The organism is Pseudomonas sp. BAY1663 (genome assembly GCF_000582595.1).
Taxonomy (GTDB): Bacteria; Pseudomonadota; Gammaproteobacteria; order Pseudomonadales; family Pseudomonadaceae; genus Stutzerimonas; species Stutzerimonas stutzeri_AF.
Genome location: NZ_AZSV01000090.1, coordinates 1 through 17,292, shown reverse-complemented (window position 1 = coordinate 17,292; position 17,292 = coordinate 1). Strand labels below are relative to the sequence as shown.

Sequence of the window (17,292 nt, the reverse complement as noted above, 5' to 3'; positions counted from 1 at the left end):
CGTCGACCCGCTGCGCGGCAATCAGCGGGAAACAGCTGGCCGGGCCCGGATCGGGCGCCAGCACCACGCGCCCGCCGGCGACGAATACGCCCAGCGCGCCGGGCGAGCTGAGCGGGAAGTTATGCGCCGCCGGCAATGCGCAGAGGTAGCGGGTGTCGCGGTCGAAGCCGCACAGCTCTACGCTGCGGCGCACGCTGTAGTAGTAGTCGTCGTGGGTACGCGGTATCAGCTTCGGCGTGCCGGTGCTGCCGCCGGAGAGCTGGAAGAAGGCCACCTCGTCCGCCGGCGTCGGCGCGAAATCGCGCTCGGCCGCGACCGGCTGCAGCCAGGCCGCCAGGCTGCGCTGCGCCTGGCCATCGGCGTGCAGCAACGGCGTGTCGAGCTCCGGTACCCGGTGCTGCAGCTCGGCGAGGAACAGGTCGTCGTTCTGGAACAGCGGGTGCAGGCGGCTGGCGATCAGCAGGCGCGGGCGGATCTGCTCGGCATAGGCGTGCAGCTCCAGCCGGCTGTGGCTGAACAGCGCATTGACCGGCGCGATCCCGGCCTTGAGCAGGGCGAAGAAGACGATGTACAGCTCGGCCTGGTTGCCCAGCTGCACCAGCGCCCGGTCGCCCTGGCCGAGGCCGTGGTTGGCCAGGCGCCGGGCGAGGTTGCTGGACAGCGCATCCAGCTCGGCGTAGCTCAGCTGGCGCTCGCCACAGACCACGGCGATGGCGTCCGGCTGCGTTTCGACCTGGACCGCGAGCATGTGGCTGAGCGGCTCGCCGATCCAGTAGCCGGCCTGCCGGTAGCGCTCGGCGAACGCAGCGGGCCAGCGGGTGAAGGGAATCAGGCTCACACCGCCTCCTTGTCGAGGCCGAAGGCAGCGAGCATGGTGCCGAGCTTGGTGCCGGTCTCGTGCCACTCCGCTTCCGGGCAGGAGGCGCTGACCAGGCCGGCGCCGGCGAACAGGCGCACGCGGGTCTGCTGGATGATGCCGCAGCGGATCACCACCGCCCACTCGCCGTTGCCAGCGGCATCGCACCAACCGACGATGCCGCCGAACACGCCACGGTCGAACGGTTCCAGCTCGGCGATCACCTGCTTCGCCGCGGCGGTGGGAAAGCCGCACAGCGCCGGCGTCGGGTGCAGCCGGCAGGCCAGGCGCAGCGCGGACAGCTCGTCCTCCAGCTCGCCTTCGATCTGGGTGGACAGGTGCCAGAGCCTGGCGGTCTTGAGCAGCGTCGGCGCCAGCGGGACGCTCAGGCTGCGGCACAGCGGGCGCAACTGGCCGGCCAGCTCCTCGATGACCAGGCGGTGCTCATGCTGGTCCTTGGCCGAATCCAGCAGTCCTCGCGCCGCCCACTCGTCCGCCAGCGGATCGTCGGAGCGCCTGGCCGAGCCGGCCAGCGGGTTGCTGGCGAACGCCCGGCCGCGCTTGCGCAGCAGCAATTCGGGGCTGGCGCCGATCAGCACGCCGTCATCGGGCAGCTCGACGGCGAAGTGATAGGCCTCGGGATTCTGCTGGCGCAGGCCCTGGAAGATCGTCTGCGCGCATGGCGGCTCGTCGAACTCCAGCTGCAACAGCCGCGACAGCACCGCCTTGTCGATACGGCCGGCGCGCAGCAGGTCCAGCGCCTGGTTGACCGCTTGGCGAAAACCATCGCGGCCCGGCTGCTCGATACAACTGCGCGCCGCGCCACAAGGCAGGCCGCAGATCGACGTCGGTGGCGATGCCGGCGGCAGGAAGGCCAGGTGCCGCGGTACGAACAGCTGCGACGGCTGCCACTTGTCGAAGGGAATCACACCGACCACGGCGGTATTGCCCAGCCCCGCCGCGCGCGCCTCGCCCAAGGCTCGCTGCACGCTACGTTCGAGCGCCTGGCCATCTTCCTCGGCCGGCGTCGCCAGCGTGGCGAAACAGCCGCTGGCCTCGACTCCGCCCGACGGCGAATAGAAACGGAAACTGGGAGCGAATATGCGGCCCCGATGGGAGCCAGAGGGTACAGCGTGAGCCCATGCGTTCACCGCGACCTCCTTTAGTAAACTTAATCAGAATTATTATCATTTGCAATCAAGGCAGCGAATGTAGCCAGACGCCGTAGATGCGTCAAATTATTTCGAGGCGATTTGCGCAGCCGATTGAAGTGTCAAATAGCCATCACCGAAGGCCGCGAGGTACCGAACTTCTACAGCGGGTCATCGTCGAAACGGCTTCCAGCAAGTGGCAAACGGAGCCGAAATGCGGTCGAAACGGGACGAGAAATCAATGGCGTCGTGCACCCTGCCCCGAGCAGGAAAGCGCCCTGCACGACGTGGCGGATACCTGCGCAGCGGAGTCGTCGCGCTGCTGGCGGCGACCACTGCCCTGCCCGCCTTCGCGACGAACGGCCCACTCGCCGAGCGCGACGCGCAGAACAAGCGCCTGAGCGCACAACTGATGGCGGAGCCGAACCGGCTGTCGGCCGCGCCGACGGCGAAGTACAACCACATCATCACCTACGGCCAGTCGCTCGCCTCGGCGGCCGAAGGCTGGCCGGCGTTGTCCAGCCAGCCGCGCTACGACAACCTCATGCTCGGCCAGGCGGTTCGCTCGGCGACCTACAGCGGCGCCGCGTTCAAGCCGGTCGGCGAGGCCGCCTTCGCCCCTCTGCGGGCGGTGGTGCAGCGCAAGGACGATGCGCAGGTCATCCTCGAACGGGACAAGGTCGCGCAGCTGGACGCGCACGCCCAGGAGGAAGGCGAATCGGTGGACGTCGGCGCGCTGAACATGGCCCGGCGCCTGTACCTGCACCAGCACGGCAGCGATACCGATCCCGAGCACCTGTTCGTCGCCAGCAACGCCTCGACCTCCGGCCGCTCGATCGCCCAGTTGTCGAAGAGCGGCGGCACCCACGAATACCGCCGGGTGACGCAGGCCATGGACCAGGCGAAGGCGCTTGCCGACGCCGAGAACGCCAGCTACGCCGTCAGCGCCTTCTTCTGGATGCAGGGCGAATACGACTACTCGCAGACCAACGGCGGGGTGAACGACAAGGCCCGCTACAAACAGCTGATGCGCCAGCTGCGCGATGACCTCTACGCGGATACGCAAGCCCTCACCGGGCAGCCGCAGATGCCGGCCTTCATCAGCTACCAGACCGACGCCAAGTCCTCGGTGAAGGACGGCTCACTCGCCGTCGGCATGGCGCAATGGGAACTGGCCCGGGAAGAGCCGAACTGGTTCCTCGCCGGCCCGGTCTACCCCTACGTCGACAAGGGCGTGCACCTGTCGGCGAACGGCTATCGCTGGTTCGGCCAGATGCTCGGCAAGGTCTACCACCACGTCGTCATCGAACGAAAGAACTGGCAGCCGCTGTCGCCGCGCCAGGCCACCGTGGACGGCCGCGACGTGCTGATCGACTTCCACGTCCCGCATCCGCCGCTGGCCTTCGACAAACCCTACCTCGGGCACACAGCCAGCGAGGTGAAGAACAGGGGTTTCCTGCTCTACGACGACCAGGGCGAGGTGCCCATCGCCGCGGTGGAACTCGCCGCCGACACCATCGTCCGCCTGCGCGCCGGCCGCGAACTGAGCGGCCAGCCGCGCATCAGCTACGCCAGCTACCAGGTCGGCGGTGCCGGCCAGCTACGCGACAGCGACCCCATGCGCGCCGACGCCAGCTACGAATACCTGCCCGAACTCATGCCCAAGGAAGCGAACATCGAGGCGCTGGTGGACAAGCCCTACCCGCTGCACAACTGGAGCATCGCGTTCGATATCGAGGTTGGAGGCCAGCAGGCCGCCGGGCGCGACCAGGACTGAAGCGCGCTCGAACTCAGATCGGCGCCTCGATCCCCAGCAGGCGCATGCGGCGGTACATCGTCGGCCGTGACACGCCGAGTTCGCGCGCCGCGGCACTGACGTTCCAGCGGTGGCGACGCAACGTCTCGCGCAATGCCACAGCCGCCTCGGGTTCCGGCTCCGCCTCGGTTTGCCGGCCGCGTACGAGGATTCGCGGGAGGCATTCGTCTGGCAGATCCTGCACGGTGATCTCGTCCCCCTCGCAGGTCGCCAGCGCGTACTGCAGCACGTTGCGCAGCTCGCGGATATTGCCCGGCCAGGGATAGGCCAGCAGCGCGCTTATGGCATCGCCACGCAGGTGCGGGTTGCCCGGTCGACCCTCGGCCAACTCGGCAAAGACGCGGTCGATCAGGAACGCCTTGTCCGCCCGTTCACGTAACGGCGGCAGCTTCAGCGACGCGCCATTGAGGCGGTAGAACAGATCCTCGCGGAACGCCCCGCTCTCGACCATATGCCGCAGGTCACGGTGGCTGGCCGCAATCACGCGGATATCCACCTTCACCGGCCGCTCGGCGCCCAGTGGCGTCACCTCCTGCTCGGCCAGTACACGCAGCAGGCGGGTCTGCAGGTGCAGCGGCATGTCACCGATCTCGTCGAGGAACAGCGTGCCGCCGTCGGCCTGCTGGATCAGGCCGCGCATGCCCTTGCTGCGCGCCCCGGTGAAGGTGCCCGGGGCGTAGCCGAACAGTTCGCTCTCGATCAGCGATTCGGGCATCGCCCCACAGTTGATTGCCACGAACGGCTGGCTGCGTCGGCTGCCGCTTTCATGCAGCGCCTTGGCCAGGCGTTCCTTGCCGGTGCCGGTCTCGCCGTTGAGCAGCACATTGAGCGGCTCGCTGCACAACCGGCGGGCGCGGGCGAGCATCTTGCGCATCGCCGGGTCATCGTCGGCCAACTCGTCGAGCGCGCAACGCGGCATGGCCGCCGTGCGCTCGACCGGCGCCGGCGCGGCGCGGCGTGGCTCCATCAGCGCGGCGAAGAACAGCCGGTTGTGAAGCTGGGTACGGAAGGCGCGGACCTGATCATGGCTGGCGTAGGGAATACTCAGGATGTCCGCCAGTTCGCAGTCGAAGAACTCATCGATGCGAGCCCGCGTCAGGCTGCCGAACGGCCCCGGCGTCATCAGCCGTGCTCGGCGAGCAGGCCGCGGGCGGCAGTGTTGCCGGCCAGCAGCTCGCCGTCGTCGCCCAGGGCCAGCAGATAGTGGCGGTTGATCAGCACGAACTCGCGCGAGGCATCGAAGCAGAGGATCGACCGGTCACGGTACAGGCGCAGGAAGTAGGCGTCCTCGATCATCCGTGCGTACTGCTTGACCAGCTGCAGGGCAAAGGTCTGCGAATCTTTGGTCGGCGGTGAGTGCAGCGCGGAAATGTCGAGCACCGCCAGCAATTGCCCCTGCGGGTTGAACATCGGCACTGCGGTGCAGGTGAGGTTGGTGTGCCAGGCGCTGAAATGGTCGTGCTGGTGGCAGGTCAGCGCCTGCTGCTCCTTGATGCAGGTGCCGACTGCGCAGGTGCCGGCGTGGTCCTCGCCCCAGTCCGAACCGAGGTAGAGGCCGGTCTTGCGGTGCGCCTTCTCATCGGCCGGGTCACCGAGAAACTGCACGGCGATGCCGCGGTTGTCGGTGAGCAGGATGATGTAGCCGAGTTCGGCGACGTGGCGATACAGCTGCTCCACCCCAGCGCGGGCGACGGCGATCAGCTCATCGGCCTGGTCCTGATGTTCGCGCAGCACCTGGCGCGGCACGAAGCGGGCCTCGGCGGGGCGCGCCGGGTCGAGTCCGTAGTCATGCACGCAGCGGCGCCAGGAACGGGCGATGATCGGATCGCGGTCACCGCTTTGCTGCGGTGCGTTGGCCAGCGACAGCACGGCCTCGATATGACTGGCAGGCGTGGCGAGCAGCGTCATGCTTCCTCCTCGATCCCCGGCACGCAGGCGCCCGGAGACCTGGGTGATTCTTCTTATTGATGGTCCGTTGTCTTCGACCCATTGCAACTGCCAGCAGCATAAACCAATGCACCCGGCTGGGAAGTTCAACTTTGGAACATGGCACCCCTTAAAAGAGGCAACCAAGTTGTAAAGTGCTTTACAGCGACGTTACAGGTGTAAAGTTCGGCGCGTTTTACACCTCGATTACAGAATCGTGCTCATAGACATTTAAATTCTTTTAAATCAATCAGTTACCAAAACGAAAAAACATTATAAAAGTTGGCACGCGCCCTGCTCCTGCACTCTTGCGGAACAAGCCCCCGCATAACAAGAACGCCAGGCGCCTGCACTTTTCTCAGGCTCCGGCAATAAATCAGGAGCTGAGCCATGCAAGATCCAGCCTGCCATAAAGGCGCCCTCAGTCGCCGACGCTTTCTATCCCTGACCGGCCAGTCCGCCCTCGCCTTCAGCCTGGCACAACTGATTCCCGTGCGCCTGCTGGCCGACGAGGCCCTGCCGGAGCTGCCCACCGGGCTGCTGCGCATGGGCCGCGACGTGTTTCCCCACGACTTCATCGACGACGCGCACTACGCCCGCCCGCTGGCCGAGCTGGTCAAGGAGCAGCCGAAGCTGGTCGCCGCTGGCCTCGATAACCTCGACCGGCGCGCGCTCAAGGCTCACGACCGCCCGTTCGAGATGCTCGACGAAGCGCAGCGCGTCGCCCTGCTTACCGAGGTCGAGCGCACGCCGTTCTTCAAGGCCGTGCGCAGCAACCTGATGTTCGGCCTGTACGACAACAAGGCGCTGTTCCCACTGTTCGGCTACGAGGGCTCGTCGTGGCAATACGGCGGCTACGTCAACCGCGGCTTCGACGATCTCAACTGGCTCTGAGCCGGGGCGCCTCGCGGCGCCGACTCCACAACAAGAACAAGATGAGGGATACCCCATGGCAACTTTCGCCCAGGACGACGATGGCGTCGTAGTGATCATCGGCTCCGGCGCTGGCGGCGGCACGCTGGCCAACGCGCTGGCCAAACAGAAGATTCGCAGCGTGGTGCTCGAGGCGGGCAAGCGGCACACGCTGGAGGACATCGAGAACGACGAGTGGGCGATGTTCAAGAAGATCTCCTGGCTCGACAAACGCATCGCCGCCGGCGACTGGCACCTGGCCGAAAACAACCCCAACCTGCCGGCCTGGATCGTCAAGGGCGTCGGCGGCAGCACCGTGCACTGGGCCGGCATCGCCCTGCGCTTTCGTGATTTCGAATTCAGGATGCGGAGCATCAACGGCGACATCGCCGGAGCCAACCTGCTGGACTGGCCGGTGACCCTGGAAGAAATAGCGCCCTGGTACGAGAAGGCCGAGAAGCACATGGGCGTGACCGGCCCCAGTACCGGCATGGCCTATCACCCCTGGCACAACTCCTTCAAGGTGCTGGCCACCGGTGCCAAGCGGGTCGGCTACAAGGAGATCCTCTCCGGGCCGATGGGCATCAACACCGAGCCCTACGACGACCGCGCCGCCTGCCAGCAGATCGGCTTCTGCATGCAGGGCTGCAAGATGGGCGCGAAGTGGTCGACGCTCTACACCGACATTCCCCGCGCCGAAGCCAGTGGCTATTGCGAGGTGCGGCCGCAGTCGATGGTGCTGCGCATCGAACACGACGCCAAGGGCAAGGTGAACGGCGTGGTCTACGCCGACGCCCAGGGTACCATCCAGCGGCAGAAGGCCCGGGTGGTCTGCGTGGCGGGCAACTCCATCGAGTCGCCGCGCCTGCTGCTCAACTCCGCTTCCTCGATGTTCCCCGACGGGCTGGCCAACTCCTCCGGCCAGGTCGGCAGGAACTACATGACCCACACCACCGCCGGCATCTTCGCGGTGATGCCCAAGCCGGTGAACATGCACCGCGGCACCACCTGCGCCGGGGTCATCTCCGACGAGTCGTACAACGATCCGTCGCGCGGTTTCGTCGGCGGTTACCGCCTGGAAATCCTCGCCCTCGGCCTGCCGTTCCTGTCCGCCTTCCTTGACCCGACGCCCAAGGGCTGGGGCCGCCAGTTCGCCTCGCGGATGGAAAAGTACAACCACATGTCCGGCGTCTGGCTGTGCGGCGAAGACCTGCCGCTGGAAAGCAACCGCATCACCCTGCACGCCAACGAGAAGGACCAGTACGGCCTGCCGATCCCGGTGGTGACCAAGAGCGATCACCCCATGGATGCCGCCATGCGCAAGCACGGCGTCGCCGCCACCGCCAAGTGCTACGAGGCCGCCGGCGCCACCGACGTGATCGAGCTGCCGCCCTACCCGGCCAGCCACAACATGGGAACCAACCGCATGAGCGCCAAGGCCCGTGACGGCGTGGTGAACAAGTGGGGCCAGAGCCACGACATCCCCAACCTGTTCGTTTCCGACGGCAGCCAGTTCACCACCAGCGGCGGCCAGAACCCCACCCTCACCATCGTCGCGCTGGCCCTGCGCCAGGCCGAGCAGATCGGCCGGCTGCTCAACGAACGCGCGATCTGACCACCACTACAAGGGAGTCGACCATGACCCAGCCCAACAACTCGCAGCGCCTGTGGATGTACGAGCAGATGCTGACCAGCCGCTACATGGAGGAATCCATCGAGCGCATCTACATGGAAGGCAAGACGCCGGTGTTCAACATGGCCAAGGGCCGATTCCCGGCGAGATGCACCTCTCCAACGGCCAGGAGCCCTGCGCGGTAGGCGTCTGTGCGCACCTCGAGGCCGGTGACATCGTCACCGCCACCCACCGCCCGCACCACATCGCCGTGGCCAAGGGCGTCGACCTCAACGAGATGATGGCCGAGATCTTCGGCAAGGCCACCGGGCTTTCCGGCGGGCGCGGCGGCCATATGCACCTGTTCGATGGCCGGGTGAATTTCTCCTGCTCGGGGATCATCGCCGAAGGCATGGGGCCGGCCGTCGGCGCCGCATTGTCGCGGCAGATGCAGGGCAAGCCCGGCGTGGCCGTGTCCTTCATCGGCGAGGGTGCGGCCAACCAGGCGCCTTCCACGAAACGCTGAACCTCGCCGCGCTGTGGAAGCTGCCGGTGGTGTTCGTCATCGAGGACAACGCCTGGGGCATCTCGGTGGCCAAGGCCAGCGCCACCTGCATCAAGCAGCACCACGTGCGCGCCGCGGCCTACGGAATGCCCGGTGTGTTCGTCGAGAACAACGACCCGGACGGCGTGTTCCGCGCGGCCGGCGAAGCCATCGAACGCGCCCGTGCCGGTGGCGGCCCGACCCTCATCGAGATCGAGACCTACCGCCTGGCCGGCCACTTCATGGGCGATGGCGAAACCTACCGCCCCGAGGGCGAGAAGGACGGCCTGATGAAAAAGGACCCGATTCCCGGCTACCGCCAGCGCCTGATCGACGAAGGCGTGATGAGCGAGGCACAGGCCGAGGAAATCGAGGCCCGAGCACGCGGCCGCATCGACGAGGCAATCGAGTTCGCCCGGCAAAGCCCCTATCCGAGTCCCGAAGAGGCGATGGAGAAGGTGTTCGTGTGAGCCCGCGGGACTTCACCGCGGCTCTAGAGCACGGCTTTTGGGGGTGCGCCTGCTGGCCCGGCCCCAAAGCGTCAAAAGCTCGCGCCGAGGGCGGCCCTCCCACAGAAGCCAGAGCCCGCACCGGCCGCTGGTGTAGGAGGCGCGCCTCGCGGCGATGCAGGCCGCAGGCCTGCCCAAAGCTAGGACCGAGCGCCCGAACGATGCAGAACAACGACAAGAGGAACACCCGATGAACAGCCAAGCCACCATGACCGCCGCCGTCTGGCACGGTCGCAAGGACATCCGCCTGGAACAGGTGCCGCTGCCCACAACGCCGCAACCGGGCTGGGTGCAGATCCGCGTGCACTGGTGCGGCATCTGCGGTTCCGACCTGCACGAATACCTCGCCGGCCCCGTGTTCATCCCGGTGGATGCGCCGCACCCGCTCACCGGCATCAAGGGCCAGTGCATCCTCGGCCACGAGTTCTGCGGCGAGATCGTCGCCACGGGTGACGGCGTCGAGGGCTACGCCCCAGGCGACAAGGTTGCCGCCGATGCCTGCCAGCACTGCGGCCAGTGCCGCTTCTGCAAGACCGGCCAGTACAACCTCTGCGAGCAACTGGCCTTCACCGGCCTGATGAACAACGGCGCTTTCGCCGAGTTCGTCAACGTACCCGCCGAGCTGCTCTACCGCCTGCCCGAAGGCTTTCCTCTGGAGGCCGGCGCGCTGATCGAACCACTGGCGGTCGGCATGCACGCGATGAAGAAGGCCGGCAGCCTGCTGGGCGAAACGGTGGTGGTGGTCGGTGCCGGCACCATCGGCCTGTGCACCATCATGTGCGCCAAGGCCGCTGGCGCCGGTCAGGTGATCGCCCTAGAGATGTCCGCGGCGCGCAAGGCCAAGGCGCTGGAAGTCGGCGCCACGCGGGTCATCGACCCCAGCGAGTGCGACGCCATCGCCGAGATCAAGGCGCTCACCGGCGGCTACGGCGCCGACACCTCCTTCGAGTGCATCGGCCACAAGGCCACCGCCAAGCTCGCCCTCGACGTGATCCGCAAGGCCGGTCGCTGCGTGATGGTGGGCATCTTCGAGGAGCCCTCGGAATTCAACTTCTTCGAGATCGTCGCCACCGAGAAACAGGTGATCGGCTCGCTCGCCTATGCGGGGGAGTTCGCCGACGTCATCGCCCTGATCGCCGACGGGCGCATGGACGTGACCCCGCTGATCACCGGCCGCATCGGCCTGGACAACATCCTCGAGCAGGGCTTCGAGGAGCTGGCCAATCACAAGGACCGCAACGTCAAGATCATCGTCAGCCCCAGCGCGCTGGCCGGCTGAGCAGGAGACCACCATGACCACAGCAGTAAAGGAAAGAAAACTCACCGTCGCCCGCGCCATGGCCGAAGCCGTGGCGCAGGAGATGCGCCTGGACCCGAAGGTGTTCGTGATGGGCGAGGACATCGGCCAGCTCGGCGGTGTGTTCGGCAATACCCGTGGCCTTTATGAAGAGTTCGGCAAGACGCGCATCCGCGACACGCCGATCTCCGAAACGGCCTTCATCGGTGCCGCGGTGGGCGCTGCGTCGGACGGCATGCGGCCGATCGTCGAGCTGATGTTCGTCGACTTCTTCGGCGTCTGCATGGACGCCATCTACAACCTGATGGCCAAGAACACCTACTTCTCCGGCGGCAAGGTCCCGGTGCCCATGGTGCTGATGGCCTCCACCGGCGCCGGCTACTCGGACGCCGCCCAGCATTCGCAGTGCCTCTACGGCACCTTCGCCCACCTGCCGGGCATGAAAGTCGTCGTGCCGAGCAACGCCTACGACGCCAAGGGCCTGATGACCGCGGCCATCCGCGATGACAACCCGGTGGTCTACCTCTTCCACAAGGCGCTGCAGGGCATGGGCTGGCTGGGCACCGAGAAAGGCGCCACGGTGCCGGTGCCGGAGGAGCCCTACATCGTCGAGATCGGCAAGGCCAAAACCGTGCGCGAGGGCCGCGACGTCAGCCTGGTCAGCCTCGGCGCCGGGGTGCATCACGCCCTGCGCGCCGCCACGCTGCTGGAAAAGGATGGCGTCAGCGCGGAGGTCATCGACCTGCGCAGCCTGGTGCCGCTGGACCGCGAACACGTCATCGCCTCGGTGCGCAAGACCGGCCGACTGATCGTGATCGACGAGGACTATCACAGCTTCGGCGTCAGCGGCGAAATCATCGCCAGCGTCGTCGAGCACGACATCGGCATGCTCAAGGCACGCCCGCAACGGGTGGCCTTCCCCGACATTCCCATCCCCTTCACCCCGGTCATGGAGCAATGGGCGCTGCCCAATGCGGACAAGATCGTGGCCGCCTATCACGCCCTGAACAAGGAATGACCCCATGAGTAACCCAACCCCCATCGTGATCGCAGACGACCTCTGGGAAGGTGACGCCGAAGCGGTGATCACCTCCTGGCTGGTGAGCGACGGCGCCGAAGTCGCCGCCGGTGACCTGGTCGCCGAGATCATGTCGGAAAAGGCCCAGTTCGAGATCGAAGCGCCGGTGGCCGGCGTGCTGAAGATCCTCGAAGACGAAGACGTGGTGATCGCCAAGGGCGCAGTCATCGCCCAGGTGGAATAGCCATGACGCAACTGGAGAATCTGTCCGGCGCACTGCCCCCCGAGCGGGTGCCACTCAAGGGCATGCGCAAGATGATCGCGGCGAAGATGCTCGAGAGCCTGCAGACCACCGCCCAGCTGACCCACCACGCCGAATGCCGGCTGGATGCGCTCAAGGCCCGCCGCGCCGAACTCAAGGCGGCTGGCAGTGCGGTGTCGGTGCAGGACCTCGTGCTGCTCAAGGTGATCGAAACGCTCAAGGCGCATCCTGGCCTGAACGCCACCCTGGCCGACGAGGTAATCCACCACCATGCGGCGGTGCATCTCGGCCTGGCCATCCCCCTGCCCGGCGACCTGCTGGTGGCACCGGCGCTGTTCAACGCCGAACAGCTGGACGGCGAAGAGCTGTGCCAGGCGCGCAAGGCGTTGGTGGAAAAGGCCTTGGCCAGCAAGCTGTCGGTCAAGGAGCTGACCGGCGCCACTTTCACCGTGTCCAACCTGGGGTTGTCGCGGGTGCACCACTTCACCCCGGTGCTCAACCCGCCGCAGGTGGCCATCCTCGGCATCGGCGGCGTGCAACGTCGGCTGGAACTGAGCGCGAGCGGTGCGCTGGTGGAGGTCGAATGGCTGGGCCTGTCGCTGACCTTCGACCATCGCGCAGTGAACGGCGCGCCGGCAGCGAACTTCCTCGACGACCTGTGCCGGCGCATCGAGGAGGATGCGGCATGAACGGCATCGCCCGCTTCAGTGTAGCGGCCGGCCTGAATGCCGAACGTGCCCTGCTGCAACGCGTCTGCGATGGCCTGTTCGATTGCCAGCTGCTGCTCTGGCGCCCGACCGGCCAGGCGCTGGTGATGCCCGGCAGCTTCGAACGCCGCCCCGGTTTCGCCCTGGCCAGCCAACGCTGCGCGGCGCAGGGCTGGCAGATCCTGCTGCGAGACACCGGCGGCGAGCCAGTGCCGCAGTCGCCGGCTGTGCTCAATATCGCCCTGGCCTATGCGCTGCCGGCTGGCGACGAAGCCGGCAACCGTATCGACACCGCCTATGAACGGTTGCTCGAACCCCTGGCACTGTGGCTGGCGGAGAACGGCCTCAAGGCCGGTGTGGGTGCGGTTCCGGGTGCCTTCTGCGACGGCCGCTACAACCTCACCCTGGAGGGCCGCAAGCTGGCCGGCACCGCGCAACGCTGGCGGCGCAGCCATGACGGCCGACCGGCAGTGCTGGCCCATGCGGCTCTGCTGATGGACGACTGCCGCGAATCGATGGCCCAGGTCGTCAACCGCTTCTATCACGCCTGCGCCAGCGACCTGCGCTGCCGGGCCGACAGCCATCTGCCCCTCGGCGAGCGGCTACCAGGCGCCTGGAGCGCGGCCGAGTCACTGGCCGAGCGTTATCAACGCGTCCTGGCCTGGCAGGGCCTGGAACTCGACGCCCACCCATTGCGCAGCACGGGCGCCGGGCAGCTCTCCCCCTTGCTTTGAACAACAACAATACGGCGGGCCGTCGGCCCAGCCATGCTCGGAGGAAACACCCATGCCCCCATCCATATCCGCCCCACGCAGCCTGCCCGGCCAGCGCGGCATCCAGCACTTCGGCCTGACCGTGCCCAATCTCGATGAGGCGGTGAGCTTCTTCTGCGAGGTGCTCGGCTGCGAGCCGTTCTTCGAACTCGGCACCTTCGCCTTCGATGACGACTGGATGCACGAACACCTCAATGTCCATCCGCGCGCCGTCATCAGGAATTTCCAGATGCTGCGCTGCGGCAACGGGACGAACCTGGAAGTGTTCGAGTACGCCGCACCGGACCAGGCCGGCACGCCACCGAAGAACAGCGACATCGGCGGCCACCACCTGGCGTTCTACGTGGACGACATGGACGCCGCGGTGGCCTTCCTCAGGGAACGCGGCATCCGCGTGCTCGGCGAGCCATCGACCTTCACCGAGGGGCCTGGCAAGGGCCTGACCTGGGTGTACTTCCTCGCGCCCTGGGGCTTGCAGCTGGAGCTGGTCAGCTTCCCCGACGGCATGGCCTACGAACAGGGCCGCGAACGCCTGCTCTGGGATCCGCGCTTCCCTGCCCGCTAAGCGCCGCGCCGGCTCGCCAGGGCCGGCCGTTTCCGCGTTCCATTCAAGGATCAAAAAACAATGACAAAAAGACTGCGCTGCGGCAGCGGCCTTCTCGCCGCCTGCCTGTTCACTTCTGCCCACGCGTCCGACTACTCGCCGGACCAGCACCTCTTCGGCGACTGGAACGGCGCCCGCACCCGCCTGCACGAGGCCGGGGTCGATTTGCAGATCACCTACGTCAACGAGCTGGCCTGGAATACCCAAGGTGGCGATGAGCATACCGGCACCTATGCCGACCAGCTGATGTTCGACGCCGTGCTCGATCTGGATCGCCTGCTGGGCTGGTCCGGCGCCGGCCTGCATTTCACGGTGATCAACCGCAACGGCGAGAACCTCAACGCCGAAGCCGATCTGGGCGTGCTGCTGCAACCGCAGGAAATCTATGGTTACGGCAGCGCCACCCGCCTGGTGCAGTTCTACTACCAGCAGGCGCTGCTGGACGACCGCCTGCTGGTCAAGCTCGGCCGGCTGCCCATGAGCGGGGACATCTACCCCTTCGCCTGCCCGTTCCAGAACCTCGGCTTCTGCGGCACGGTGCCCGGCTACATCACATCGAACTGGTATACCTGGCCGATCAGCCAGTGGGGCGCCACCGCCCGCTACCAGCTAGACGAAGCCTGGTCGCTGCAAACCGCGATCTATCAGGTCAATCCGCGCTTCACCGAGCGCAGCCAGCGCCTGAACTTCGGCAGCCCGTCGGGCACCACCGGTTACCACGCGGTCGCCGAGCTGGGCTGGACGCCGACCCTTGCCGGCCAGCCCGGCGCCTATCGGCTGGGCCTGTGGCGCAATACCGGCGACTTCGAGGACTTGTACCGCGACAGCTCGGGCCTGCCCCTATCGCTTTCCGGCGCATCAGCTGCCGAGCACGACCAGGCCACGGGCGGCTACCTGATGGCCGAGCAGCAAGTCTGGCAGAGCGCCGCGGTGCCAGCGCGACGGTTGAAGCTGTTCGCCAACTTCATCCAGTCCGACCCGGACGTGACCTATATCGAGCGGGTCTGGCAGGTTGGCGGCATGCTCTCCGCGCCATTCGCCTCGCGCCCGAACGACGAGCTAGGCCTGGGCCTCGGGCGCCTGGAAATCAACGACGATGCCCGCCGTCGCCTGCGCGAACAAGGCGACCCGGTGCCCAACGTGGAATACCCGGCCGAGCTGTATTACCGCGTGGCGCTGACACCCGCCCTCTCGCTGACGCCGAACATCCAGTACTTCCACCGACCAGGCGGCTTCGACGAAGACAAGGACGTGGTGGTCGTCGGACTGAAGACGGGGGTCAGCTTCTGACCAGCGCATGAAGCGGCGACCGCGCGAAAAGCCGGTCGCCGCTTGCGCTTCGCTCAATCCCTCAAAGCTCCCCACCCTCACCTGTGCGTACCGCCGCGGGTCTGTCAAATCAGCGTGCTGCCGCTGTACGTGAGCGATTGTCCCGATCGCCCGCAGCAAGACCAGCTGGCATAGGGATCAACCGCAAGCAATTTGAAACTGGAGGGCGGGTCGCTTCCCTTCACTGACCTGTTCCAGTTGTTCTAACCGCGGCATCGCTGGCTGCGCCGCGTTGGGACGGCTTGGCCCGGTGCGCACCATCGGCGGGCGCCATAGCGCTGGGCAGCCGCCTGATCGAGCGGTCAGTCGCAGGCCGAAATCCATCCTCAAAACAGGAACATAGTCCCGATCCGCGGCGTTCTGGCACAGCCGGTGCACCTTCAAAAGCAGGCGTCATGCCCTGTTAGTACAAGTTGCTCAACCGCCAAGGTGAAGACAAATGGACAACCGGAATAGCCTGCTTGCGACCTCGTTACTCGGATCCGTCCTGCTGTTCAGCGGCCCGCTGGCAGCGGAAACCATCCACATCGGAATCGGCCATCAGAGCATGGTCACCAACACCGTTTCCGGCGGCATCGTGCTGGAGAAACTCGACCTGCTGAACAAGCACCTGCCGCGAACCGGCAAGTACGCGGACGCCGACTACCGGATCGAGTTTCGCGACTACGATTCCGGCCCGCCAATCACCAACCAGATGCTCGCCGGCAAGCTCGACTTCGGTGTCATGGGCGATTACCCGCTGATCGTCAATGGCGCCAAGTTCCAGGCCACCGGCAAGCAGCAGACGCGCTTCATCGCGGTGACCGGCTACAACCTCAAGGGCACCGGCAACGGCATCGTGGTGCCCAAGAACTCACCCGTGCAGTCGCTTGCCGACCTCGCTGGCAAGAGCCTCTCAACGCCGGTCGGCAGTGCGGCCTGGGGCATGACGCTGAAGGTGCTGCGCGACGCCGGGCTGTCCGACAAGGTGACGCTGGTCAACCAGAGCCCACCGGTGGGCGCGGCGAACATTGCCGCCGGCAAGATCGACGCGCATGCCGACTTCTGCCCCTGGTCCGAGATCATGGAATTCCGCGGCACCGCGCGGAAGATCTACGACGGCAGCGAGGCCGGCATCCCCACCTTCCACGGCATCGTGGTGCGCGACGACTTCGCCAAACAGTACCCCGAGGTGGTCGAGGGCGTGCTCAAGGCCACCCTGGCCGCGCAGCAATGGATTAGCGAAGACCCACGGCGCGCCGCGGAAAAGGTGGCCGAATGGACCGGCGTGGAGAAGGAGGTGCTCTATCTCTACTTCAGCCAGGGCGGCATTTCGACCATGGAGGCGAGCATCAAGCCGCAGTGGGTCGAGGCGATGAAATACGACCACGCCCTGCTGCAGCAGGAAATGCAGATCCCCGATCTGGATTTCGCCGCCTGGATCGACGACAGCTACCTGAAGAAGGCCTACGCCGACATGGGCCTGGACTACGCCGCCGCGGTCGCCAGCGTGGTCAGCCCGGTCGCCCGCGCGCCAGGACGCAAACCGGCGGAGATCTGGTTCCAGGAGCAGGGCATCGTCGCCTACGACAGCACCGCCGCCATGCTCGCCGCCGAAGCCGACGCCAAGGCGTCCGGCAAAGCCATCAACGCCACCTACGTCTACGACAACCTCACCGGCCTGAAGCTGTTCGGCAAGGCGGCCTACCTGGTCAAGGACGCCAGCGGCGAGGTGTTGGCATTCATGAAGAAAAGCGACTCGGAGCAGCACATCGCCCAGCACGGCGGCAGCGCCCTGCTGAGCGCTGCACCCGTGGCGATGCTGGACTGAGCCCCTGCGCGGCCCGTGCCACGGGCCCCGCCTCAAGCCGAGGAGTGACCGCATGAGCGTCAAACCGACCCCCCTGTTCGATAGCGAACCGGCAACGCCAGAAGCCGACCGGCCGCTGCTGACCGCTGCGCCGGCGCCCAGCCAGCGCCGGTTGCCGCCACCTCCG

General features: G+C 66.5%; 13 protein-coding genes and 2 pseudogenes. 12 read left to right on the top strand and 3 right to left on the bottom strand.

Annotation, left to right across the window (positions count from 1 at the left end; translation table 11 throughout):
- The coding region (locus BAY1663_RS19115) for an AMP-binding protein (protein ID WP_037043845.1) at positions 1–838 on the bottom strand (838 nt) is incomplete at its 3' end.
- The gene (locus tag BAY1663_RS19110; RefSeq protein WP_177325827.1) at positions 835–2,007 is read right to left on the bottom strand and encodes an isochorismate synthase MenF; all 1,173 of its coding nucleotides are present in this window, start codon (positions 2,005–2,007) and stop codon (positions 835–837) included. The genes BAY1663_RS19110 and BAY1663_RS19115, both read right to left, overlap by 4 nt.
- A 241-nt stretch (positions 2,008–2,248) precedes the next feature.
- Between BAY1663_RS19110 and BAY1663_RS19105 the strand changes: the two genes are divergently transcribed.
- Positions 2,249–3,784 (top strand): sialate O-acetylesterase, encoded by a 1,536-nt coding sequence (locus BAY1663_RS19105; RefSeq protein ID WP_037043842.1) that lies wholly within the window; start codon positions 2,249–2,251, stop codon positions 3,782–3,784.
- 13 nt (positions 3,785–3,797) lie between these two features.
- Here the strand turns inward: BAY1663_RS19105 and BAY1663_RS26070 are convergent.
- Positions 3,798–5,731 (bottom strand): annotated as a pseudogene (locus BAY1663_RS26070) (sigma-54-dependent Fis family transcriptional regulator).
- Between the two features lie 408 nt (positions 5,732–6,139).
- On the opposite strand from BAY1663_RS26070, the gene BAY1663_RS19095 reads away from it, so the two are divergent.
- From BAY1663_RS19095 to BAY1663_RS19045, 11 genes and pseudogenes are all read left to right on the top strand, one after another.
- Entirely contained in the window at positions 6,140–6,643 is a 504-nt protein-coding gene (locus BAY1663_RS19095) for a gluconate 2-dehydrogenase subunit 3 family protein (protein ID WP_037043838.1), read from the top strand.
- Positions 6,644–6,698: 55 nt separating this feature from the next.
- Positions 6,699–8,276, top strand: a complete 1,578-nt coding sequence (locus BAY1663_RS19090) for a GMC family oxidoreductase (protein ID WP_037043835.1) — start codon at positions 6,699–6,701, stop codon at positions 8,274–8,276.
- A 23-nt stretch (positions 8,277–8,299) separates the two neighbouring features.
- Positions 8,300–9,287, top strand: a pseudogene (locus tag BAY1663_RS26065) (thiamine pyrophosphate-dependent dehydrogenase E1 component subunit alpha).
- Between the two features lie 247 nt (positions 9,288–9,534).
- Positions 9,535–10,605, top strand: coding sequence for a 2,3-butanediol dehydrogenase (locus tag BAY1663_RS19080; protein ID WP_037043847.1), 1,071 nt, complete (start codon positions 9,535–9,537; stop codon positions 10,603–10,605).
- Between the two features lie 13 nt (positions 10,606–10,618).
- Positions 10,619–11,641, top strand: a complete 1,023-nt coding sequence (locus BAY1663_RS19075) for an alpha-ketoacid dehydrogenase subunit beta (RefSeq protein WP_128576396.1) — start codon at positions 10,619–10,621, stop codon at positions 11,639–11,641.
- 4 nt (positions 11,642–11,645) lie between these two features.
- Complete coding sequence (locus BAY1663_RS19070) at positions 11,646–11,885, top strand: lipoyl domain-containing protein (protein ID WP_037043829.1); 240 nt, start codon at positions 11,646–11,648, stop codon at positions 11,883–11,885.
- A 2-nt stretch (positions 11,886–11,887) separates the two neighbouring features.
- Positions 11,888–12,592, top strand: coding sequence for a 2-oxo acid dehydrogenase subunit E2 (locus BAY1663_RS19065; protein WP_037043826.1), 705 nt, complete (start codon positions 11,888–11,890; stop codon positions 12,590–12,592).
- Positions 12,589–13,344 carry a lipoate--protein ligase gene (locus BAY1663_RS19060; RefSeq protein WP_037043823.1) on the top strand — a complete coding sequence of 252 codons (756 nt, stop codon included), beginning with the start codon at positions 12,589–12,591 and terminating at the stop codon, positions 13,342–13,344. Before BAY1663_RS19065 ends, BAY1663_RS19060 begins: the two co-directional genes overlap by 4 nt.
- A 52-nt stretch (positions 13,345–13,396) precedes the next feature.
- Positions 13,397–13,948, top strand: a complete 552-nt coding sequence (locus BAY1663_RS19055) for a VOC family protein (RefSeq protein ID WP_037043820.1) — start codon at positions 13,397–13,399, stop codon at positions 13,946–13,948.
- 60 nt (positions 13,949–14,008) lie between these two features.
- A complete protein-coding gene (locus tag BAY1663_RS19050) occupies positions 14,009–15,277 on the top strand; it encodes a carbohydrate porin (protein WP_037043818.1) in 1,269 nt (422 codons plus the stop codon).
- Between the two features lie 478 nt (positions 15,278–15,755).
- Positions 15,756–17,126, top strand: coding sequence for an ABC transporter substrate-binding protein (locus tag BAY1663_RS19045; RefSeq protein WP_037043815.1), 1,371 nt, complete (start codon positions 15,756–15,758; stop codon positions 17,124–17,126).
- Positions 17,127–17,292 lie beyond the last annotated feature (166 nt).